Below are 22,483 nucleotides of genomic sequence, written 5' to 3'. Positions count from 1 at the left end.
TTCTATTTTTGCGAACGGGAGTTACAGCTCCCAATTCAAATTAATAATTTGGATTCTTAGGCAGCATAATTTTGACTTCGTCGATTTGACAATTCGGATTGTGTTGCCTTTCATTTTATTAAAGGTGAAATTTTATCTTCTTTGTTGAAGCAGATGGGCCTGCAGCCGGGCAATGCTCAGGACAATCCTTCACGTCAGAAACTGACAGGCATTATTTTAATATTTCTTCATAGGCAACATGGGTTTTAAGCCTCCTGGCTTCCGTCAACTGGCGGAAGTGGGACATAGAGAAAAGCAAGTTTGATTGTATGATTGGTTGATTAATACGATCTGTACAAGTGAACGATGAAAGCACTTTATATTGGCTTTCGCAAGAATCCTCAATGTTATTGACTGCTCTTGTAGAATATTGGGGAATATTCATGGTCAGGTTGTTTTAAGTTCAGAGGGATAAAACTAAAAAGAAAATACGATTTGAACCAAACTCTATTAATGCTTATTCTTTATATATATTCATTATATATTAATATATCACACTTTAAATCATTAGTAATTTTTTGTCCTTGCTACTTATATATTCCGGAAACAGCAAAAAGGTTACCCTCATTTTGAAAATATTTTTCAATAATTTATTCATTTCATTGATTATCAGTATAAAAAATCGCTATTTTCTTGATGCCTAAAAAGATCATTTTCATGTTTATGCATTGGCTCATACAAGGCAAAAGGCAAGGCGTGCAAAGAATAATTGCTTGCGTCCTGCCTGCCTTGATCAGGGAAAACAAATTCTGGCCTCCGGTAACCCGTGTCGATGATGCCTTTGGCGACAGAAACCTGGTTTGTACCTGTCCGCCCGTTGAGGCATACAAATAAGAAAAAATCAATAGGAAAAAGTCATTAGGAAATAGAAAGTCCCGCTTGAAGAATCAGGCGGGGCTTTTAAATTTTGATAAAAAACCGGGTATCTATTCACCGCGATGGAAGCAAAGGTATTAAGGCTGGACCTACTAACTACCACTTCCGGAATTTTTTTAAGAATGAAGACCTGCTCAGAATTGATAGCGGATCCCGATGGCGATATTTCTCCCCGGATTATAAAGCCCAAGGGGTTTCAGCAGCGAAAGATGATCGGTGTATACCGTATTGAATAAATTATTTACATTGAATGTGAACTGTAGTTCCCTGTTGTTCTTTCCGCTTGAAAAACCGGCTTCCAGGTCGAAAAGCAGGTAGGCTTCGCTGGCTGTTTCGAATGCCGATGGCCGGTTTTGTGCAAAGGCATAAACTGCTTTGACCGATGCATAGGGTTGCCGGATCATCTTGCCCGATGCTGCCTCAAAAAGCAGGGCCGCTTTTAATTTGTCGTGAGGCATAAAGGGAAGATTTTTGCCGTCGGCATCCGACGACTGACGGATGCCTCTTACCAATTCGTATTGGCTGTTTACTTCGAACCAGCTAAGCGGGTGATAGCGAAGGGTGAACTCTCCGCCGTAAAGGCTGGTATTGGTCTGACCGTATTCATAAACAGGAAGTTCATTGTATAGTAAGTCGGTTGGAGCCAGGTAAATATACCGGCGAATCAGGTTGTAAAAGACGGCTGCATCGGACGAAAAATTGCCTGTATGGTAGTGCATGCTAAAGTCTGCCTCATAGTTGCGTTGTGATTCAAGGTCATGCTTTCCTGTTTCATAGCGAGATCCGTGTACCCCGTCCTGGCTTAGTTCGGCAACATTGGGAGGACGAAAAGCAGAAGCCACATTCATGCGGAATAAAAGCTCGTGAGACAAATCCAAAGTAGCCCCGGCTGAGAAACTGAGGTTGTTGTACTGCTTTTGGAGGGCCGGCATCAGCTCTTCTTCATGGCTTTCCTCCTCTTCTTCTTCCGCTTCGTGGCTGTGCGATGCTTTTTCCTGCTCGGGAACATCGAGGCTTCGGTGATCGAAACGCAGTCCGGTTTGCAAACTGAGCCGGTCGAACAAACGATGTTGGTAGAGCCCAACCAGCGAGATTTCGTTTTCGAGGTAGTCGGGTAACACCCGTACATGGGCTTCGTTGTTTTGGTTATTGCGCCGTGCACCCTGAAAACCTACAATGAGATCGTTGTTTTTACCCGATAGCAGCCAGGTTTTCACTTCATAACTAAGTGCACTTAGCTGCATGTTTACTTCACCTTCCTCATCGGTGTTGAGCCTTCGTTGATTGAGCTGCCAGGCAGCATTGGCATTTATTTTCAGATTTTGGATGAAAAAGGTGTTGCGACTTGAAAGGGTATGGTGTGTCAAATCCTGAAACCAGATGGACTTTTCATAACTGTTCTCCTTTACTTCGTTTACCGAAATCGCATTGCTGATCCCCGGCTCCAGATGATTCACCTCGTAACCCAGTTTAAAAAAACCAAGCTGGTTGTTGTGATTCAAAAAAGCTTTTACCGATTGTTGACTGAAACGGCTGTTGGGCACAAACTGATCATTTCCGTCGATATAGTCACGGTGGTTTTTTAAAGCTCCCCGAAGTCCCCAGGCCGTTTTTTCTTTGGTGCCTTTCAGGCCTGCATTGAATGAGTAGCCCTGACTGGCCGAATAAGCTCTCAATGCCACGTCGCCTTTCAGTGTACCAACTGCTGCAGGTTGTTCAGGCAGAAGATTGATCAGACCGCCAATGGCATCGGCCCCATAAAGCAGCGATGCTGGTCCCTTAATGACTTCAATACGATCAATTCCGGTTTCGTCCACCACATAAGGGTGAAGTTCCGAAAACTGGTAGTTGTCCATTCTGAAACCATTGTTAAGCATGAGTACATTCGAGTTGGACAATCCTCTGATAACCGGTTTGCCTATACCATTGCCGTTGCTGATGGCATCGACACCCGGAATGGCAGCCAGTGAAGCAGCAAACGAAGGGTTTCCCGATTGTGCAATGGCCTTTCCATGCAGCGATTCTATTTTAACCGCATTTTCATGTTGCGATGAAAAGTTGGAAGCGCTGACCACCACTTCGGGTGTTTCGACCAGTGTAGGTTGAAGACCAACTGATAAGTAAGCCTCGCTTTCAGTTTTAATAATTCTGGTTTCGTAGCCCAGAAAGGATATTTGGAATGTGAGCCTTGCATCGGGTAAATTGGGGATGGAAAAAGAACCTGACTCATCGCTTACGGTACCAATTTCTAATTCATGAAGGTAGATACTTGCTCCGCTTAAAGCTTCGCTGCTGTTTTGGTCGAATACAAGTCCTTTAACAGTATGCTGTGTATATGCAGACAGCGTAAGCATCAGTCCTATGATGCCTGTTACGATATATTTTAACATGTGAATTCTATATTTTGAGCCATAGCAATCAGAACTACAATACATTAATTATTATGTTGTAGCGATTGTGATGGAAATGTTAAACAAGGTAATCACTTCCTGCAGATATCGTAGTTGCTGGAAGGATAAGAAAATATTTGGAAAAGTTATTATTTAGCAAGCAACTGGAGGAGCTCTGGGAACGGAGCATTGAAAAACACTGGCCCAAAAAAGTGACTGGTTGTATGCGTGTAATCCACTTCCAATAATTACAGCCGGGCCGTTGGTGTTTACGGGGTCAGCATTCAGCCCCTGGGCAAATTCATAACTGCATATGGGACATTCTTCCTCAGGAGTGGAAAGATGAAAATCGGCAGCCGGTTCAGGTACATCAATACTGCAGCAGTGATGACTGCTTTCTGTGTTGTGCTGGTGTTGATCGAGATGATGGGTAAGGGCATGTTGAAAGGAGTAAACGAAGGGATACAGTAACAGGTTCACCATTATGAGAATGGTAAAAAACTGTCTGTTGTATGTGCCTGTATTTTTCTTCATTTACAATTTCTTCAGCATCGATAACAGCATCGAAGAAAAAAAGTTGCTTTAGAACGGCAAAAATAACAAGTTATAGAAGAGCAGCCGTTATCTGGCTGCATTAAAAATTGTTGGTTGATGGATTAAAAAAACTTTGCTAATAAAGAATGGGCATAATTTTGGGTTCGCTAAGTAAAAGGTCCGGTCTTTCATCTTTGATGATGCTTACTGCCTGTTCAATTTGCTCGAGGGTACATGGCATGGTGGCCACCGAAAACATGGCTTTCTCTTCGCTGTGACGGTTATGACTTACCGTGTCGATGTTGATTTTTTGTTTTCCAATGGCCGTGGTGATAAGCCCTGTGGTACCCGGAATGTCGGCAGTATGGAAGGTGATAAGATAAGGAAAAACAAAGTGCCTCGAATTGGCAAAATTTCGTTCCTGTTTCTCGGCTGTATTTCTGATTTTTTCGCCATAACGGGCAATGAATACCACGTCGGAAACAATCGACATGGCCGTTTCACTCGAGCCGGCGCCTTTTCCAACCAGGATGTGCTTTCCGGAATAAAGGCAGTTCACTCTGACTGCATTGGTCGCTCCGTTAACGCCCGAAAGGAAGTTGCTGTTTTTTACCATCATGGGGCGAACAGTGGCATAAATGTCGCCATTAATTTTTTTCGCGTAACAAATGAGTTTGATTTTTGCATCAATTTCGTTGGCAAAATCGATGTCTTCTTTTTGAATGTTTTCAATACCTATGATCGACAAGTCGTCCATCGAAACGTCGATGCCGTAAGCCAGTTTAATTAACAGGATGATTTTATGGCCGGCATCGCCTCCGCTGATATCCAGGGTAGGATCGGCTTCGGCATAACCGCTTTTTTGAGCCAGTTCGAGTGCAGTGTCAAATTCGAGGTGTTCATTTTGCATTCGGCTCAGAATGTAATTGCTGGTTCCATTCATGATTCCCGACACCGATAAAACTTTGTCGCCGGTAAGGTTCTCCTTGATTGTTTTCACAATGGGGATGGCTCCGCACACAGCAGCTTCGAAACCAATTTTTATATTATTTGCTTCAGCAGCTTCAAAAATTTCGCTACCCCGCTCGGCCAGTAATGCTTTGTTGGCAGTTATCAGGTGCTTGCCCGATTGGATAATGTTGAGGCAAAGTTCGTAAACAAAGTCGCTGGTTCCTCCGATGGTTTCAATGACCATGTCGATATCACGATCGGCAAGTACTTCGTCGATGTATTGCTTTGCCTCGGTATGATTAAGAGTGCGACCTCCGCCCATGAAAATCGCAAGCGGTAAATCGAAGCGTTTCGAAGCATTTGCCGGTTCAAGTTCAACAATGCTTTTCAAAACGATGTTGGCATCGGCTCGTTGGTTGATGTTTTCACTTATTTCATTTAAAATTTTGGCAACACCGCCTCCAACAGTTCCACAGCCTAAAATGGCAATATTTATTGTTTTCATGCTTTTTTTCTCAATTTGTGGCGAAATATAGCAAAAATTGAACTTTGACTGATAAATATTAGTCAAATGCGTTCTGAAACTTCGAGAATATTAGTTTCGGGCTTTGTTTGCATTGAAGCTGAAAATCGAAATGGAAACAGCTTTTTATGTTAATTGTTGTTGTGCGAGTTTCGTTCAAATAAAAAAACAAGTCGTTAATCATGAAAAAGTGGTCGTTCATAAAAATGAAACCCATGAATAGCAGGTGGTTGAATAACTATTATACTTTTGTAGAGGTTACTAAACACTTAAAACTATGTTATATTTATTAATTGCATTCGGTATTTTCTTAATGGCAGTAGGCATAGCATTCCTCAGTGAGTCGCGAAAAAGCGATCGTGTTCAATAATCAAAGGGTTTCAACAATTTTATTTTATAGCATATTGAAGCAGTTCCTTTTTGGGGACTGTTTTTTTTGTGTGCTGTTAGTCCAAAAGAGTGTGCTTATTCCTACAAATTTTTACCTTCGCAGCAAGCAGGTAAAATTACTTTCATGATTTTATATCCCAATGCAAAAATTAACATCGGGCTCGAAGTTTTAAGAATGCGTCCTGATGGGTTTCACGACATCGAAACCATTTTTTATCCCTTGAACTGGTGCGATCTGCTGGAAATAATTCCTTCACGCAAATTCTCATTTAGTGAGAGCGGAATGCTTACCGGAGTCTCAGCATCGGAGAACATTGCCGTGAAGGCCTACCGCCTGATGCATGAGCGTTATTCACTGCCTCCCGTTGCAATGCATCTGCATAAGCAGATTCCTTCGGGTGCCGGCCTTGGGGGCGGCTCGTCCGATGCTGCTCATGTACTCATGGGCTTGAATCAGCTGTTCGATTTGCAAATAGATCAGAATCAGCTGCTCGATATGGCAGCACAGCTTGGAAGCGACTGTCCGTTTTTCATCATCAACGAGCCTGTTCTTGCCGAGGGAAGAGGTGAGATGTTAACTAAGCTGACGCTCGATTTAAAGGGATGGCACCTGTTGGTGGTAAAGCCGGCAGTGCATGTTTCAACAGCCGACGCTTACCGCAATGTACACCGTGAAGTACCCGGACAGTCGTTAAGGAAGCGAATTATGCAGCCAGTTGCCCAATGGAAGTCAATTGTTGATAACAAGTTTGAAAAAAGTGTTTTTGATGTTCATCCCGAAATAGCAGCCGTTAAAAAAAAGATGTACAGCATGGGAGCTGTTTATGCATCCATGTCGGGAAGCGGGGCAGCCGTTTATGCTTTGTTTTCTTCGCTGGAGCATAATGTTGCAAAGCATTTCGAAAATTGTACGGTTTGGCATCAGCCAATTAAATAATAAAAAAAGGTGACCTTCGGGCCACCTTTTCTGATTTTATGCAATTTCGATCATTAAATGCAGTTTCTTGATTACTTCGTCGGCCTTGACGTTCACCTTTTTGATTTTTCCATCGAAAGGCATGGTAATCTGGTTTTGCATCTTCATGGCTTCGAGTAGGAGCAAAACTTCTCCTTTTGCAACCTGTTGGCCTGGTTTGACAAAAACATCGAGAATTGTTCCGGGAATGATGGCAATGATCTTTTTGGGATCGGGTGCCTGCCATTTGAGACGTTTTTTGAATTTTTCTGTCAGCTCGGTACGGTACAAACCACTGCTGATCGAAAATGTAGAATATTCTCCGTATTCTTCTTCTTTGATATTTTCCATATTTAAGTGGTTTAAAAGGGTGGAATACCATGTTTCTTGCGTGGCATCGAAACCGATTTGTTTTCAGAAACACTCAAGGCGTGAAGCAGCATGGAGCGGGTCTGATCGGGTTCAATTACCTCATCGACATAGCCTTTCGCAGCTGCCACAAAGGGGTTGGCAAATTTTTCCTTGTATTCCTCAATTTTTTGTAAGCGCATTGCTTCGGGATCTTCGGCTTCGGAGATCTCTTTCCGGAATACAATATTGGCTGCACCTTCGGGACCCATCACTGCAATTTCGGCTGTTGGCCATGCAAAAACAAAGTCGGCACGCAGGTGACGCGAGTTCATTGCAATGTATCCACCTCCATAGGCTTTGCGAATAATCACTGTAATTTTGGGAACCGTTGCTTCACTGTAGGCATAAAGAATTTTTGCGCCGTGACGGATAACTCCCATGTGTTCCTGATCAACACCGGGCAGGTAGCCTGGCATGTCCTCGAGGGTAATAATCGGAATGTTAAAGGAATCGCAGTAGCGGATAAAACGTGCAGCCTTATCCGAGCTGTCGCAGTCGAGCACACCTGCCAGCACTTTGGGCTGGTTGGCAACAAAACCGCAGGTACGTCCGTTCATTCGTGCAAACCCGATTACAATGTTGGGAGCATATAACTCCATCACTTCGAAGAATTCCGATCCATCCGAAATCGACCTGATAACATCCTTGATGTCGTAAGGTAATTTAGGATTCTCGGGTACAATTTTTTCAATCTTGTACTTCTTCAGTGGTTCCCTGGGTGCCACAATGGGTGCTTTATCGGTATTGTTTCGTGGAATGAGCTCAATCAGTTTTTTGATCTGCTCAAAACATTCAACCTCGGTTTTGGCATAAAAATGGGCATTTCCGGCAATTTCGCAATGAACACGGGCTCCTCCAAGCTCTTCCATCGAAATTTCTTCACCCAGCACTGTTTTGATAACACTGGGGCCGGTGATGAACATTTTTGAAATGTTTTCGACCACAAAAACAAAATCGGTTAATGCAGGAGAGTAAACAGCACCTCCTGCACAGGGCCCCAGAATAACTGAAAGCTGCGGAATAACACCCGATGCAAGTGTATTGCGGAAGAAAATTTCGCCATATCCGGCCAGCGAGTTAACACCTTCCTGGATACGGGCACCTCCCGAGTCGTTGATGCCAATCAGGGGAACACGCATTTTAAGTGAGTGATCCATGATTTTGGTGATCTTACGGGCATGCATCAGTCCCAGTGAACCACCGGCTACAGTAAAGTCCTGGGCATAGATACAAACCGGTGAGCCATGAATGGTTCCGGTTCCGGTAATCACCCCGTCGCCATGCAATATCTTTTTGTCCATGTCGAAATCACGGGCAAGGTGTTCGGCGAACAAGTCGTATTCATGGAAAGAGTCTTTGTCGAGGATGGCAAGGATGCGCTCGCGGGCAGTGAGTTTCCCCATGGCTGCCTGCTTTTCAATGGCCTTGTCACCTCCACCTTTCTGAACCTCAATCTTTCTTTTACGAAGTTCCTGAATGTTTCTTTTTAATGACATAAGAATAAGATTAGTGTAACCTTTTAAAAATCGTAAAGAAATCCGTTCGGATCAGGTATAATTTGCAGGGTCAAAATTATAAACTTTCATGCGTATGCACCAAATTCAACTGCTTTTCGCCCGAAATGTTAACTATTAATTGGTGTTTTGTGGGCTAAGTTACAGTAGGATAGGTGGATAGCTTAATGTGTTGTAAAACATGTTTTTTTAACGGGAAGCCCAGCGATAGAGAAAAAAGGCCACTATTCCAAAAATGATATTGGGCAGCCACATGGATAATAAGGGGCTAATGGCTCCGCTAAGTGCAAAAATTTTGGTAATTTGCTGAAACATGATGTAGGTGAAAGCAAGTGCCAGGCCGATTCCCAGGTGCAGCCCCAGTCCGCCCCGTATTTTACGCGAGGCCAGGGCGACACCAATAATACTCAGAATAAAGGCGGAAAAAGGACCTGCTGAACGTCGATGTCGTTCTATTTCATATTGTTCGATGGCATCGACGCCTCTAAGTTTTTGCAATTCGATGAACTCGAGCAACTCAAAGAGGTTCATGGTTTCGGTGTCGTCTTTGCGTGTTTTAAACTCTTCGGGTGTCATGGCCAGAGTGGTGTCAATTTTCGATCCTGAAGTAATGCGTTCTTCATAACCATTAATTTCCCTGATGCTGTAGTTGGTGATGGTCCAGATTTTTTTATCACGGTCCCAACGTATAAAATCGGAAGTTAGTTTCGAAACCAACCGGTCATCTTCAAATTTTTCAATTGAGAATTTACGGCCATAATCATTGTTGGCATCGTAACGCTCCATGTATATGTATATGTTGGGTTCAATTTGTCGGTGGATATCCCGGTCGCGGTTGATTGTTTTTCCTTTTACATAGTCGTATTTGAAGTTGGTCATTTTTTCGTTGGCCGATGGTATTACAAAATTCCCGAGCGTATACGAGAACAAGGCAATAAAGCCGGCCGAAATGAGGTAGGGCCTGACAAAGCGCCAGAAACTCACCCCGCTGCTTAAAATGGCAATGATTTCGGAGTTAAAAGCCATCTTCGAAGTGAAAAATATCACCGCAATGAAGGTGAACAAGCCACTGAAAAGATTGGCGAAATAGGGAATAAAATTAAAGTAGTAATCGAAAACAATGGCACGAAGCGGTGCTTCATTTTCAATGAACTCGTCGATGTTTTCACTGATGTCGAAAACGATGCTGATACCTATTATCAGGGCAATGGCATAGAAAAAGGTGCCAAGAAATTTACTGATGATGTACAGATCGAGTTTTTTGAACAGACGAAATCGCTTCATATTTTTTTACTTATAGCCTTACCGACAGTTGTTGCATCATGGTATCCTTCCAGTTCTTGAAATTATCAGCCTTTATTTGTCTCCTGGCCTCGTTGGTCAGCCACAAATAAAAGGCCAGATTATGTATGCTGGCAATTTGTGCCCCCAGCATTTCCTTCGAAATGATCAGGTGGCGCAGGTAAGCCCTGCTATACTGTTGATCGACATAGGAGGTGCCATCGGGATCGACCGGTGTAAAATCGCCGGCCCATTTTTTATTCCGAATATTAATAATTCCCTTACGGGTAAAGAGCATGCCGTTGCGTCCATTGCGGGTTGGCATTACACAGTCGAACATGTCGACACCCCGTTCAATGGCTTCCAGTATATTTATTGGCGTTCCCACACCCATCAGGTAACGGGGTTTGTCTTCGGGCAGAATGTCGTTAACCACCTCAATCATTGAGTACATAACCTGTTCTTCTTCTCCAACTGCCAGGCCGCCAATGGCATATCCGTCGGCTTGGTAGCTTTTTATCTGTTCGGAAGCCTTTCTGCGTAAATCGGGATAAACACAGCCCTGCACAATGGGAAACAGCGATTGCTCGTGGCCGTACAGCGCTTGGGTCTTGTCCATCTGAAGCATGCAACGATCGAGCCAGCGCTGGGTGAGTTCAAGCGATTTTTTGGCGTAGTCATAGGGTGCATCTCCCGGCGTGCATTCATCAAAAGCCATGATGATGTCGGCCCCGATCGAACGCTGAATGTTGATCGAGTTTTCGGGGCTGAACAGGTGATACGAACCGTCGATGTGTGACTGAAAACGTACGCCCTCTTCCGTGAGCTTGCGAATGTCGCCCAGTGAAAAAACCTGAAAACCGCCACTGTCGGTGAGGATGGGTTTGTTCCATCCGTTAAAACGATGCAGTCCTCCGGCTGCTTCCATAATATCCATGCCCGGCCTTAGGTACAAATGATAGGTATTGCCCAAAATGATTTGCGCCTTGATGTCGTCTTCCAGCTCTTTGATGTGAACTCCCTTTACCGATCCGGCCGTACCAACCGGCATAAAAATTGGCGTTTCAATGGCTCCGTGTGGTGTTTGCAAGGTGCCTGCACGGGCTTTCGTCCGTATATCCTTATATTCAACTGTAAAATCCATGCTAAGTTTTAAACGCACAAAATTATAAATAATTACCTTGTGGCGGTCATCATTATTAAAAACGGTGAATGTAGATCAGAAAAATAAGCACCAAGCATGCGGCACATGCTTTAAATCATATTTTAAACAGAGTAGGAAGATAGTTTGTTAACTAGGATAAAATGCCGGGAAACAATTGAAAACAAACGACAGGATAAAAGAGGATGGTGGCGGTAGGTCAAAAAAGGCACGCGACGATCAGCAGTGGGTTCAGCAAGCGCTTGCTGGTGATGAAAAAGCCTATGCCAGGCTCCTTCTGAAATACAAGGATGCCATTTATTATATGCTGCTGAAGATTGTAAAGAATAAAAACGATGCGGAAGACCTAACGCTCGAAGCTTTTGGTAAGGCTTTTACCAATTTGAATGTTTATTCGCCCGAATATGCTTTTAGTACCTGGCTATATCGCATTGCAACCAATAATTGCATCGATTTTATGCGCAGGCAAAAAGGCATTCACTATTCAATCGATTCCCATCAGGAAAGCGAAACCGAGAGCAATGGATACAAACTGAAATCGAATGTGCCCGATCCTGAAGAACGTATGATCTTGAAACAAAGAGGAAAGATTCTACAGGGCTTTATCGGAAAACTTAAGCCACAGTACCAAACCCTGATCGATTTGCGATATTTTAAGGAATATTCATACGAGGAAATTGCAAAAGCATTAGATTTGCCGCTCGGTACGGTGAAGGTTCAGTTATTCAGAGCACGCAATCTTTTGTTTGACCTGATCGGGAAAGCCGATGTAAATGATTAGTAAGGTGGAAATTATCAATAAATATTTTGATGAGTTAAGCAGTGAGCAGCGCACACAATTTGAGGCACTTGGCGCACTGTATGCCGAGTGGAATTCAAAGATCAATGTGGTATCACGTAAGGACATTGGCGAACTGTATACCCGCCATGTATTGCATTCGCTTGCAATTGCTGCAATCATCGAATTTAAGCCGGGTACAAAAATAATCGATGTAGGTTGTGGTGGCGGTTTTCCGGGAATCCCCCTTGCCATTTTATTTCCTGAAGTAGAGTTTACCCTGGTCGATTCAATCGGAAAGAAAATTACTGTTGTTAATGAGATTTCCGGAGCCTTGCAACTCAAAAATGTGAAAGCCATGCAGCAAAGGGCAGAGAATATCAGGCAGAAATACGATTTTGTGGTCAGCAGGGCTGTAACTGCTTTTCCCCGTTTTGTGGCTTTTAGCCGTCATTTGGTCTCGAAACAACAGCACAACGAATGGCCAAACGGGATTTTATACCTCAAAGGTGGCGACTTTGACGATGAGCTGCTTCCTTTTGCTAACCGGATCGAAATTTTTGACATCAGTGAGCTGTTCGAGGAAGCTTTTTTTGAAACGAAGAAGATCATTTATCTTCCTGTTTAAAAGCGCTGCTTCACATTGTTTTCGGTTTTTTCCTAAAAATTCAGATAAAAAGTTTTAAACAGTGGAAAAAACAATTATTTTTGCACTCCGTTTTTGCTAAGTCTCATTGTTGTTAACTATCACAATGAAGGCGTCAAAACGATGGTTGGTATGCAGATTTTAATTTGTTCCGGCTAAACAAAAAAGAACATTTGATAATTTTTGCAGTAATGCTGCAAATTAAAAATTCATAAGATGAAAAGGACATTTCAGCCTTCAAACAGGAAAAGAAGAAATAAACACGGATTCCGTGAGAGAATGTCGACTGCAAATGGCCGCAAGGTGATTAAAGCGCGCAGGGCAAAGGGAAGAAAAAAATTAACTGTTTCTGACGAAGGTCGTCACAAGCGCTAATCAGGCAGCGAATTAAAACATTACACGGTAAGGTGAAGAAATTGTTTCTTTGCCTTTTTGTGTTTGTATAAGCTGCTGTTTGTGTGTTTTTCACCCGAATATTTTGCTGCTGTTATAATGGAATAACAGCTTTCCTTTACTTTTTTTTCATGAAAACAGATGGTTCCCGTTTTTTCTGCGTTATTTTTGTTACAACCCATTAATCAGAGCTATGAGTTTAAAAGCATTCATTAAAAGCAAAAGCTTTTTGCTTCACATCGTGCTGATCATCGTTTTCTTTGGCGTGTTGGTTTACCTAACGCTATTCTTATTAAAAGGATATACCCATCACGGTGAATCGCTTACAGTGCCTTCGTTTGCGGGGCTGAATGAGTCGGAAGTAGCTCAGCAGGCTGCCGAGAAAAAGCTGCGTTACCAAATTATCGACTCGGTTTATGTGGCGGGCGCCCTGCCCGGAACCGTAATTTCACAGTTTCCCGAAGAAAATGCACTGGTAAAGGAGCGTCGCATGATCTATCTTACGGTATCGGCCATTGCCCCCGAGCGCGTAATGGTACCGGTTGTAGTGGATGTTTCTTTCAGGGAAGCACAAAACAGGCTTGAAAATGCCGGATTGAGACTGGGAAAGGTTGAATATCGTCCATCAGAATTTTTCAACCTGGTACTCGACAAATCAGTTAACGGAAAGGCCTTCCCCGACGATACCCTGCTGATTAAAGGTACTGCCGTTGACCTGGTGGTGGGGAAAGGGCTGAGTAATGAAAAAACCCTGGTGCCCGATCTGAAAGCCATGTTGCTCGATGAAGCCAGAGATGCCCTCTACAATGTAAGCTTAAACACCGGTGCACTGATGTTTGACGAATCGGTTTACAGTTACGACGATTCACTGGCTGCCAGGGTGTGGAAACAAGATCCCGAAAGCATAAGCGATGACTATATTGAATTAGGCACTTCGGTTGATTTGTGGCTTACCATCGATGAGGCAAAACTTGAAATTAATCTTCAACCCGATTCCCTCGAAATGAATTTTTGATGATGCAGGAACAAAGCAGTGAATTTGACGAACAAGACGAGAACAGGCTTTATGAACATTACCGTTTTGAAGCCGATCCCGGGCAGAAAGTACTGCGAATCGATAAATTTTTGGTCGATCGCATGGAAGGAACCTCGCGTAACCGTATCCAGCTGGCGGCCGAGGCAGGAAGCATCCTGGTAAACGGACAGGAGGTCAAAACCAATTACAAGGTGAAGCCCGGCGATGTGGTGACCATTGTTTTGGATTATCCGCGTCGAGAGCTGAAAATAATCGCTGAAGACATTCCGCTCGATGTCGTGTATGAAGACGATGAACTGATGGTAATTAATAAACCGGCTGGCCTGGTTGTGCACCCCGGTCACGGAAACTATTCCGGCACCTTGGTGAACGGACTGGCATTCAGATTTAAGAATTTGCCATTGTTTAATGCCGACGACCCCCGTCCGGGACTTGTACACCGTATCGATAAGGATACTTCGGGACTTTTGGTGGTAGCCAAAACCGAAAGGGCCAAAAACGATCTTGCACTTCAGTTTTTTAATAAAACCTCGCATCGACGCTACCAGGCTTTGGTTTGGGGCGTTCCAAAAGAACCCGAAGGAACCATTACCGGGCACGTTGGCCGCAGCCTGAAAAACCGCCAGGTTTTCATGGTTTTCCCCGAAGGAGAGCATGGGAAACATGCTGTAACTCATTATAAGGTGCTTGAGGAGCTTGCTTATGTCAGTCTTGTGGAGTGCCGGCTCGAAACAGGCCGTACCCATCAAATAAGGGTACACATGAAATACATCAATCATCCCTTGTTCAACGATTCAAATTATGGTGGCAATGTAATTCTTCGTGGAACCACCTTTACCCGTTACAAGCAGTTTGTGGACAATTGTTTTAAAATTTGTCCGCGTCAGGCCTTGCATGCCAAATCGTTGGGCTTTGTACATCCTGTAACAAAAAAAGAAATGTATTTCGAGTCGGAACTTCCCGACGACATGCAGCAACTGCTTGACAAGTGGCGGAATTATCTGACCAATCGTAACGACCAGCTATAAAACAATGTCAATCTTTTTTTTCTGAAGCGGTAAATTTCTATGCGCACTTTTCTATTTTTGCCTTAAACAGAAAGCAATGAAACGACCAATCGCAATAATAGGAGGCGGCAACTCATCGGAGTATGTTGTAAGCATAAATAGCAGCGCCAATATTTTCAAAAGTATCGATACTGAACTGTTTGTTCCCTGGATGATTCGTATCCGCTTTGACGAATGGGTGGTGATGAACGATGAGCAGGTGCTTGCTGAAGTCGATAAGAGTGACTTCAGTTTTGTGATTGATGGTCAGAAGATCCGACCCGACTATGCTTTCATTATGATTCACGGAACACCCGGTGAAGACGGTGTGCTTCAGGCTTATTTCGACCTGCAGGCGATCCCTTACTCCAGTTGTGGTGTGTATGCTTCATCGCTTACTTTCCATAAGTTCTACTGTGATAATTTCTTAAGAGCATTTAACTATAAAATGGCCCGTTCGCGCTATTTTAAGAAAGGCGATAAAATCGATCCGAAGGCGATAGTAGAAGAAATTGGATTGCCCCTGTTTATCAAGCCCAGTGCCGGAGGCTCCAGTTTTGGGGTTACAAAAGTTAAAACCATCGATGAAGTACTTCCTGCAATTGAATTGGCTTACAATGAAAGTAATGATTGCCTTTGCGAAGAATTCATCGAAGGCATGGAACTGGCAGTTGGTGTTTGCGAACTAAATGGAGAAATTGTTCCCTTCTTACCCACCGAAGTAATTCCCAGGGGTGAATTCTTCGATTTCGATTCGAAATATGTAAGGGGAGGAGCTACCGAAATTACACCGGCACGACTGCCGCAGGAAAAACTTGACGAATGCATGCGCCTGACTGCCGAAATCTATCGTCTGATTGCGTGCCATGGTATTGTGCGGGTAGATTATATTCTGAAAGAAGGAGAATTTTATTTTCTGGAAATCAATACGGTACCCGGGATGACTGCCACCAGTTTTATACCACAACAGCTGAATGCGATGGGCCTGAACTTAAAAGAAGTTGTAAGTCAGTTGATTGAAGGTGACCTGAAAAAATAGGGCTAATTATTTGCCGCTAACACCAGTTTCCCACCTCATTTTTTATAATTTTGAATTCCTGTTTAGGAAAAATTTTTGTCGAATTGCTTTCAATATATTTTCATGGCCGCCAATAATCAACGAAATAAAGGACAACAAAATTTTAATCAGCTGAATGCTCAGCTTGGCAAGTTACCACCGCAGGCAGTCGATGTGGAAGAAGCTGTTTTGGGTGCACTTATGCTTGAGCGCGATGCCTTTATTGGGGTGGCCGATGTGTTGGTGGAAGAATGTTTTTATAAGGAAGAACACCGTGAAATCTATAAGGTAATCAAAGACCTTTCCCTACAGGACAAGCCCGTCGACCTGCTGATTGTAACGCAGGAACTCAAGAACCGTGATTTGCTTGAGAAAGTGGGTGGCCCCCTGTATATTACACAGCTGACCAGTAAGGTAGCTTCGGCAGCCCACATAGAATTTCATGCGAGAATTATCGCTCAAAAATACATACAACGTGAGCTGATCCGCTCCTGCTCCGAAATACAGACCAATGCCTATGACGATACCAAGGATGTTGATGAACTGATTAATGAAGCCGAATCGGCTATCTTTAAAATTTCGGAAGGCAATATCAAGAAGGAAACCCAGCCCATTAAACCCATACTGAAAGAGGCTGTTTCGCTGATCGAAGAAGCCAGTAAAAGGGCCGATGGCTTATCGGGTATTCCATCAGGTTTCACACAGGTCGACCGGATTACCTCGGGCTGGCAAAAAACCGACCTGGTCATTATCGCAGCACGTCCGGCAATGGGTAAAACTGCCTTCATCCTGTCGATGACCCGAAATATGTCGGTTGACTGGAAAAAACCGGTAGCTATTTTTTCACTTGAGATGTCGTCAATTCAGCTGGTGAATCGTTTAATTGCTGCTGAATCGGAACTGGGCTCGGAAAAAATTAAGAAGGGAAGTCTGGTTGGAGACGATTGGGATCGCCTTAATGCTGCGATTCAAACCCTCGATGAAGCACCAATCTTTGTTGATGATACTCCGGCCTTGTCAATTTTTGAATTCAGAGCCAAGGCTCGCCGCCTTAAAATGCAGCACAACATTGGTATCATATTGGTCGACTATTTACAGTTGATGACGGCAGGAGCCGAGAATCGAACCGGAAGTCGTGAGCAGGAAGTAAGTATGATTTCACGTTCACTGAAGGCCATTGCCAAAGAACTGGATGTGCCAATTATAGCACTCTCTCAGCTTAACCGGTCAGTTGAATCACGCGAAGGTCGTCGACCGCAGCTGTCCGACCTGCGGGAATCAGGTGCCATTGAACAGGATGCCGACATGGTTTGTTTTATTCACCGGCCGGAATATTACGGACTGACCGAGGATGAAGAAGGCAATTCATTGCGCAATGTGGCTGAGGTGATCATCGCCAAGCATCGTAATGGTGCCGTGGGCGATGTGCGTCTAAGTTTCCGGAAAGAGTTGGCACAATTTAGGGATCTCGAAGAGTATCCATCTGACTTTGATCTGGGAGGCAGTGGAGGAGTTACCTTTAGCTCGAAGATGAACGATGATTCGGGAGCTCCGGCAATGGCTCCACCCTTCGATTTGCCAACAGGCGCTAATCCTTTCGATAGCCACAATAGCAGCGATAATCCACCTTTCTAAAATAGATTAAGATGAAGCGATTAACAATATTTACCCTGCTTTTTTGCCTGCTCGGATCGTTTGCTTTCGCATCATCCATTCTTATTCCAATGGACGATTCCCAGAAAAATCATCTGAAATCGTACGGCATTGCTTTTTGGACACTCGAGCGGGGCGTTGAAGTAAAATGGCTGCTAAATTACCGGGGAGGCAGCTTTCTGATTCCCTATGTGCAGGAAATTGAAAATGAGTGTCTCATCCGGGGCGTTTCCTTCGAAGTTATTGCTGACGGCCGGGCTGCGGTAATCCAGAATGAGATTTCAAGTCCTTCGCAAAACATGGATGTTATTCCAATGCAAAAGGCACCTAAAATTGCAGTGTATTCACCACCCAACAAGCAACCCTGGGACGATGCAGTGACCATGGTGCTCTCGTATGCCGAAATTCCCTACGACATTATTTATGATACTGAAATATTGAATGGTGAATTGTCGAAGTATGACTGGCTACACCTTCATCATGAGGACTTTACGGGGCAGTATGGAAAATTTTACCGCAACTATCAGCACATGCCCTGGTACCAGGAGGAAGTGAGAACGAATGAAGAAGTAGCACGTGCCATGGGATTTCTTAAAGTATCGGAAATGAAACTGGTCGTGTCGAAAAACATTCAAAATTATGTGTCGGGTGGAGGTTTTCTTTTTGCCATGTGTGCAGCTACCGATACCTACGACATTGCCCTGGCCGCCGAAGGTACTGACATTTGCGAGTCGATGTATGACGGAGATCCTGCCGATCCGCACATGAACGATCACCTTGATTTTACCCGCACTTTCGCCTTTTATGATTTTACTGTTGAGAAGGATCCCTTTAAATATGAGTTTTCAGACATCGACGTTACCGAGACACGACAGATTACCATGGGCTCCGATTTTTTCACCCTGTTTGATTTTTCTGCCAAATGGGATCCGGTACCCACCATGCTCTGTCAGAATCATACACGTATTATCAAAGGATTTATGGGGCAAACTACGGCCTACAATAAAGACCTTATCAAACCGGAAGTACTCATCATGGGTGAAAATAAGGCAGCTAACGAAGCTCGTTATATACACGGTGAATATGGTAACGGAACCTGGACTTTCTATGGGGGCCATGATCCTGAGGATTATCGGCACGCAGTGGGTGATCCACCCACCGATCTGAATCTTTATCCCAATTCGCCGGGCTATCGTTTAATTCTAAATAATGTGCTTTTCCCGGCAGCCAAAAAGAAGAAACAAAAAACGTGATTTATAAAAAACGGTTGAGTCAGTCTCAACCGTTTTACATTTTAAGGCAGCGGGATCCAGGTTCCAGCGATGCCCAGAAATTTCTTCTTTTCTCCGTTGGCACCCGCTTCCACAATGGCAATTACATGGTGGTTTGAGTAACGGTAGGTGCTCAGTAACTGAACTTGTTCGGCCGAAGTTACTGCCTTGTCAGCAAGACGTTCTACCATGTTGTCTCCTTTGGCATTGGTTCTTTTTTTAGCTGAACGGGCATTGACCCAGGCTTCAAAATCGCTTTCGCTGGGTTTAAAAAACGCCAGCGCACCGGTAATAATCAGCAAGATGGCCACCCATCGTGTTATTTTTTTCATATTCTTTATAATATGGTTAGTAATTCCTTTAAATCTTTAATGGTATAAGTGGGGGCCTCACTGCCATCGGGGATTTCAGGTGCTCCGTCGATCTGAAAATAAACCTGATCGATGCCTGCATTTTTTGCTCCCACAATATCGCTCTCCCATGAATCGCCTATCATCAGGCTTTCTTTTTTACGGGCATTGCTGCTTTTTATGGCATAGTCGAAAATTTCTCTGGCTGGCTTGGGTGCCTTGATCACTTCCGAAATGTAGATGTCGGTGACATAGGGTTTAAGCCCGGTATTGATCAGTTTGTGGTGTTGTACCTCCTTAAAACCATTGGTGATGATGTGAATGAGATAGCCTCTTTGCTTCAGTTCTCCGAGTACTTCGATGGTGTTGGGAAATAGCTCGGTTTGCTGTGTCATCACCTGAAGATAGCGGTCGTCGATCTCAGTAGCTTTTAGCGTGGGGTGAATGTCGAATTGCAGCAAGCTGTCGTAATGACGCTTTCCCCGAAGAATTTCTTTCGATAGCTGCTGCTTGCGGTAAGCATCCCACAGTACATCGTTGATCTGGCTGTATACATCGAAATAGTGATCGAACGATGGCAGCAAATCAAGCAACCCAAGTTGCTGAAATGCCTCTTTCAATGCAAGTTTCGAATTGGCCGAAAAATCATAGAGGGTATTGTCAAGATCGAAAAATAAATGTCGGTATTTTTGCATGCTGCTTTCTTTTCGTAGCGAAAATATGATTTTATACGAAGAAACCCCAGGGTCACCCGCTAATTTAAATCGTTGTTATTCGTGTTTGCCAAAGGTAAATGCCTGATCTTCCTTTATCTCTTTGTTTGAAAAACCTTCGAGTACGATAACGATTTCTCCTTTTACATTTTTTTGTTGAAAATGTTGAATGGCTTCTGAAATTGTGCCTCTGAAATTCTCTTCGTGAAGTTTGCTTAATTCGCGCGAAACAGACACCCTGCGTTCAGCACCGAAGAACTCGCTAAACTGTTGAAGTGCTTTTACCAGACGATAAGGCGATTCGTAAAAAACAAGGGTGCGTGCTTCGTTTACCAGTTCCTTGAGTCGTTTCTGTCGTCCTTTTTTTTGAGGCAGGAAGCCCTCGAAGCAGAATTTGTCGCAGGGCAGGCCTGAGTTGACCAGCGCAGGAACAAAGGCAGTGGCTCCGGGCAGGGTTTCCACTTCAATTCCTGCTTCGATACATGTTCGGGCCAGCAGAAAACCGGGATCGGAAATACCGGGCGTGCCGGCATCGGAGATCAGTGCAATATTTTCTCCGTTCAGAATGCGCTGGCTAATGCGCTCCGATGTTTGATGTTCGTTGAATTGATGATGCGATTGAAGCTTCGTTTCAATTCCGAAGTGATGCATCAGCTTGGCCGAAGTACGGGTGTCTTCGGCAAGTACAAGGTCCACTTCCTTTAATACCCTGATTGCACGCAGGGTCATGTCTTCGAGATTACCTATCGGTGTGGGTACGAGGTATAATTTTGCCATGCTTTGTTTTTTCAGTTGAGCCCTTGGGTGTGTTGTTGAAAGGTACGGACTGTATTCCTTTTAATTATTGAATCTCCGTTTTACCAGTTCCATAAATTTCAGACTCGTATCATCCTTTTTCCATCGAAAATTCTGCTCCAAAAATTCAACGGCTTCGATGATCGATGTTGCCTTGTCGAGCTGCTCAACCGTAGCTTCAAACTTCGAAGTATCGTTGTTGAAGAGTTCCCGGGTGTACATAAAGCGATCGTTAAGGCCTATGGCTTTTTTGATACTGGTTACCGGTTTGCCTTTCACCTTATATTGATTTTCCTGCAGGGAAGTAAAGCGCTCGTTGAGTGATTTTCCTGCGGTGAATTTCTCACCCAGCAGTTGTACCTGTTTTACCTCATTCATATCGGGAATTTCCTCGATAGGCGGTTCCTGATCATCGGTTTTATAAGTTGACGGTATTTCATTGTTTATCTCTGAACTTACTTCATCAGCGATTGCGGTATTTACAGGTGCTTGCTCTTTTTGTTGAAATTCGGGTGCTTCCTGCTCTTCCTCTTTTGCATTCGTGCCCGTTGATACCCCAGCAGATGAAAGCGTTTCTTCCTGAATTAATTTGCTTTCTTCTGCTTCCTGTACTTCAGGCTGTTTGGAAGTTTCAGTAGTGGCAGCCGGTGCCTGATCGTATTCTTCAATAAGCTCTTCAATGAGCTGGTGTGGATCAGGTTCGGGATCCGTTTTTTCGGTAAATTTTAATCCGGCTGCTTCAATGAGTTCTTCCTTTTTAAAATCAGTGACTTCATTTGCTTTTTTTCCACCCAGCAAGGAAATTTCCTGTAGCAGATTTTTTGCTTTTGAAGTGGTGATTTCGATTAGGATGTCCTTGTTATCGGGTTGCTTTTCAAGAATTTCGACTAGTAATTTCAACTCTTCGATGTCCTTCTTTATTAACTCTAAAATGATTGCGTTATCCATCATTGTTGTGCATCAAAAATTAAGCGGTTTTCGGTTTGTTGCTTCAAATGTAGTATCTTCAAAGCTTCAAATTGGATGTTATTATACATCAGTAGAACGTGAAATTTTCCGTTCGATTGTAAATTTACTTTTTTTGATTAATGTAGCCGATGTTTCTTGAAAAAGATTTAGGAAAGAAAAGCCAGGAAGGCTGGATCGAAGTGATATGCGGATCGATGTTCTCGGGTAAAACCGAAGAGTTGATCAGGCGTCTGAACAGAGCAAAAATTGCCCGTCAGAAAGTCGAAATATTTAAGCCCGTAATCGATGTGCGTTATTCCGAAGATGAGGTAGTTTCGCACAACGAAAATTCAATTCGCTCAACACCGGTCGATACGGCTTCGAATATTATTTTACTTACCGGCGATGTGGATGTGGTAGGGATTGATGAAGCCCAGTTTTTCGACATGGCGCTTATCGAAGTGTGTAATCAGTTGGCCAACATGGGCATCCGGGTCATTGTTGCCGGCCTCGACATGGACTTTAAAGGGAAGCCCTTTGGTCCGGTTCCGCAGTTGATGGCCGTTGCAGAGTACGTGACCAAGGTACATGCCATTTGTATGCGTTGTGGTAGCCTGGCTAATTTTTCGCATCGCTTGTCTCCCGATGAAAAATTGGTAGTTTTAGGTGAGAAAAATGAATACGAGCCATTGTGCCGTGAGTGCTATAAATCGCTGGTAAAAAAATAAACCACTCCATGAGCCTGCTTTAAAAAACCGTAAAATCCTGTGA

At 43.8% G+C, this 22,483-nt stretch carries 22 protein-coding genes; 11 read left to right on the top strand and 11 right to left on the bottom strand.

Annotated elements, in window-relative coordinates; all coding sequences use genetic code 11:
• Nucleotides 1-735: 735 nt before the first annotated feature.
• Complete coding sequence (locus tag FHS86_RS15510) at nucleotides 736-873, top strand: hypothetical protein (RefSeq protein ID WP_429415706.1); 138 nt, start codon at nucleotides 736-738, stop codon at nucleotides 871-873.
• Between the two features lie 176 nt (nucleotides 874-1,049).
• Here the strand turns inward: FHS86_RS15510 and FHS86_RS15505 are convergent, their stop codons facing one another.
• From FHS86_RS15505 to FHS86_RS15495, 3 genes are all read right to left on the bottom strand, one after another.
• Complete coding sequence (locus tag FHS86_RS15505; protein WP_429415703.1) at nucleotides 1,050-3,305, bottom strand: TonB-dependent receptor; 2,256 nt, start codon at nucleotides 3,303-3,305, stop codon at nucleotides 1,050-1,052.
• Nucleotides 3,306-3,458: 153 nt separating this feature from the next.
• Nucleotides 3,459-3,839, bottom strand: coding sequence for a hypothetical protein (locus FHS86_RS15500; RefSeq protein WP_429415700.1), 381 nt, complete (start codon nucleotides 3,837-3,839; stop codon nucleotides 3,459-3,461).
• 136 nt (nucleotides 3,840-3,975) lie between these two features.
• Nucleotides 3,976-5,295: a homoserine dehydrogenase gene (locus FHS86_RS15495; RefSeq protein WP_429415697.1), complete on the bottom strand. Its 1,320-nt coding sequence runs from the start codon at nucleotides 5,293-5,295 to the stop codon at nucleotides 3,976-3,978.
• Between the two features lie 532 nt (nucleotides 5,296-5,827).
• Between FHS86_RS15495 and ispE the strand changes: the two genes are divergently transcribed.
• A complete protein-coding gene (ispE, locus tag FHS86_RS15490) occupies nucleotides 5,828-6,640 on the top strand; it encodes a 4-(cytidine 5'-diphospho)-2-C-methyl-D-erythritol kinase (RefSeq protein ID WP_429415694.1) in 813 nt (270 codons plus the stop codon).
• Between the two features lie 36 nt (nucleotides 6,641-6,676).
• Here the strand turns inward: ispE and FHS86_RS15485 are convergent, their stop codons facing one another.
• The 4 genes from FHS86_RS15485 to tgt form a co-directional block, all read right to left on the bottom strand.
• Nucleotides 6,677-7,009 (bottom strand): biotin/lipoyl-containing protein, encoded by a 333-nt coding sequence (locus FHS86_RS15485; protein ID WP_429415691.1) that lies wholly within the window; start codon nucleotides 7,007-7,009, stop codon nucleotides 6,677-6,679.
• Between the two features lie 11 nt (nucleotides 7,010-7,020).
• Nucleotides 7,021-8,565, bottom strand: coding sequence for an acyl-CoA carboxylase subunit beta (locus FHS86_RS15480; RefSeq protein WP_429415689.1), 1,545 nt, complete (start codon nucleotides 8,563-8,565; stop codon nucleotides 7,021-7,023).
• 207 nt (nucleotides 8,566-8,772) lie between these two features.
• Nucleotides 8,773-9,867, bottom strand: coding sequence for an LptF/LptG family permease (locus tag FHS86_RS15475; RefSeq protein ID WP_429415686.1), 1,095 nt, complete (start codon nucleotides 9,865-9,867; stop codon nucleotides 8,773-8,775).
• A gap of 10 nt (nucleotides 9,868-9,877) precedes the next feature.
• The gene (gene tgt / locus FHS86_RS15470) at nucleotides 9,878-11,008 is read right to left on the bottom strand and encodes a tRNA guanosine(34) transglycosylase Tgt (protein WP_429415683.1); all 1,131 of its coding nucleotides are present in this window, start codon (nucleotides 11,006-11,008) and stop codon (nucleotides 9,878-9,880) included.
• 175 nt (nucleotides 11,009-11,183) lie between these two features.
• On the opposite strand from tgt, the gene FHS86_RS15465 reads away from it, so the two are divergent.
• The 8 genes from FHS86_RS15465 (at nucleotide 11,184) to FHS86_RS15430 (ending at nucleotide 18,888) form a co-directional block, all read left to right on the top strand.
• Entirely contained in the window at nucleotides 11,184-11,807 is a 624-nt protein-coding gene (locus FHS86_RS15465) for an RNA polymerase sigma factor (protein ID WP_429415680.1), read from the top strand.
• A complete protein-coding gene (gene rsmG, locus FHS86_RS15460) occupies nucleotides 11,800-12,432 on the top strand; it encodes a 16S rRNA (guanine(527)-N(7))-methyltransferase RsmG (RefSeq protein WP_429415677.1) in 633 nt (210 codons plus the stop codon). The genes FHS86_RS15465 and rsmG overlap by 8 nt, the downstream gene beginning before the upstream one ends.
• Nucleotides 12,433-12,666: 234 nt before the next feature.
• Nucleotides 12,667-12,825, top strand: coding sequence for a 50S ribosomal protein L34 (gene rpmH / locus FHS86_RS15455; protein ID WP_429415674.1), 159 nt, complete (start codon nucleotides 12,667-12,669; stop codon nucleotides 12,823-12,825).
• A 211-nt stretch (nucleotides 12,826-13,036) separates the two neighbouring features.
• On the top strand, nucleotides 13,037-13,858 hold the full coding sequence (locus FHS86_RS15450; protein ID WP_429415671.1) for a PASTA domain-containing protein: 822 nt from the start codon (nucleotides 13,037-13,039) through the stop codon (nucleotides 13,856-13,858).
• Nucleotides 13,858-14,907: an RluA family pseudouridine synthase gene (locus FHS86_RS15445; protein ID WP_429415669.1), complete on the top strand. Its 1,050-nt coding sequence runs from the start codon at nucleotides 13,858-13,860 to the stop codon at nucleotides 14,905-14,907. The genes FHS86_RS15450 and FHS86_RS15445 overlap by 1 nt, the downstream gene beginning before the upstream one ends.
• A gap of 76 nt (nucleotides 14,908-14,983) precedes the next feature.
• Nucleotides 14,984-15,964: a D-alanine--D-alanine ligase gene (locus tag FHS86_RS15440; protein WP_429415666.1), complete on the top strand. Its 981-nt coding sequence runs from the start codon at nucleotides 14,984-14,986 to the stop codon at nucleotides 15,962-15,964.
• A gap of 102 nt (nucleotides 15,965-16,066) precedes the next feature.
• Nucleotides 16,067-17,617: a replicative DNA helicase gene (gene dnaB / locus FHS86_RS15435; RefSeq protein WP_429415663.1), complete on the top strand. Its 1,551-nt coding sequence runs from the start codon at nucleotides 16,067-16,069 to the stop codon at nucleotides 17,615-17,617.
• Nucleotides 17,618-17,628: 11 nt separating this feature from the next.
• The gene (locus FHS86_RS15430; RefSeq protein ID WP_429415661.1) at nucleotides 17,629-18,888 is read left to right on the top strand and encodes a hypothetical protein; all 1,260 of its coding nucleotides are present in this window, start codon (nucleotides 17,629-17,631) and stop codon (nucleotides 18,886-18,888) included.
• Nucleotides 18,889-18,929: 41 nt separating this feature from the next.
• On the opposite strand, the gene FHS86_RS15425 is transcribed toward FHS86_RS15430, so the two are convergent.
• The 4 genes from FHS86_RS15425 to FHS86_RS15410 form a co-directional block, all read right to left on the bottom strand.
• On the bottom strand, nucleotides 18,930-19,238 hold the full coding sequence (locus FHS86_RS15425; protein ID WP_429415659.1) for a hypothetical protein: 309 nt from the start codon (nucleotides 19,236-19,238) through the stop codon (nucleotides 18,930-18,932).
• Between the two features lie 5 nt (nucleotides 19,239-19,243).
• Nucleotides 19,244-19,951 (bottom strand): YjjG family noncanonical pyrimidine nucleotidase, encoded by a 708-nt coding sequence (locus FHS86_RS15420; protein ID WP_429415656.1) that lies wholly within the window; start codon nucleotides 19,949-19,951, stop codon nucleotides 19,244-19,246.
• Between the two features lie 75 nt (nucleotides 19,952-20,026).
• On the bottom strand, nucleotides 20,027-20,746 hold the full coding sequence (gene rsmI / locus FHS86_RS15415) for a 16S rRNA (cytidine(1402)-2'-O)-methyltransferase (protein WP_429415653.1): 720 nt from the start codon (nucleotides 20,744-20,746) through the stop codon (nucleotides 20,027-20,029).
• Between the two features lie 60 nt (nucleotides 20,747-20,806).
• Nucleotides 20,807-21,712, bottom strand: a complete 906-nt coding sequence (locus FHS86_RS15410; RefSeq protein ID WP_429415650.1) for a hypothetical protein — start codon at nucleotides 21,710-21,712, stop codon at nucleotides 20,807-20,809.
• Between the two features lie 149 nt (nucleotides 21,713-21,861).
• Between FHS86_RS15410 and FHS86_RS15405 the strand changes: the two genes are divergently transcribed.
• The gene (locus FHS86_RS15405; RefSeq protein WP_429415647.1) at nucleotides 21,862-22,440 is read left to right on the top strand and encodes a thymidine kinase; all 579 of its coding nucleotides are present in this window, start codon (nucleotides 21,862-21,864) and stop codon (nucleotides 22,438-22,440) included.
• The last annotated feature ends 43 nt before the right edge of the window (nucleotides 22,441-22,483 follow it).

The sequence above is a fragment of the Roseimarinus sediminis genome, from assembly GCF_050433125.1.
In the GTDB taxonomy this organism is placed as follows: domain Bacteria; phylum Bacteroidota; class Bacteroidia; order Bacteroidales; family Prolixibacteraceae; genus Roseimarinus; species Roseimarinus sediminis.
Note: the sequence above shows the minus strand (reverse complement) of the source record. Positions and strands in the feature narration are given on the sequence as shown.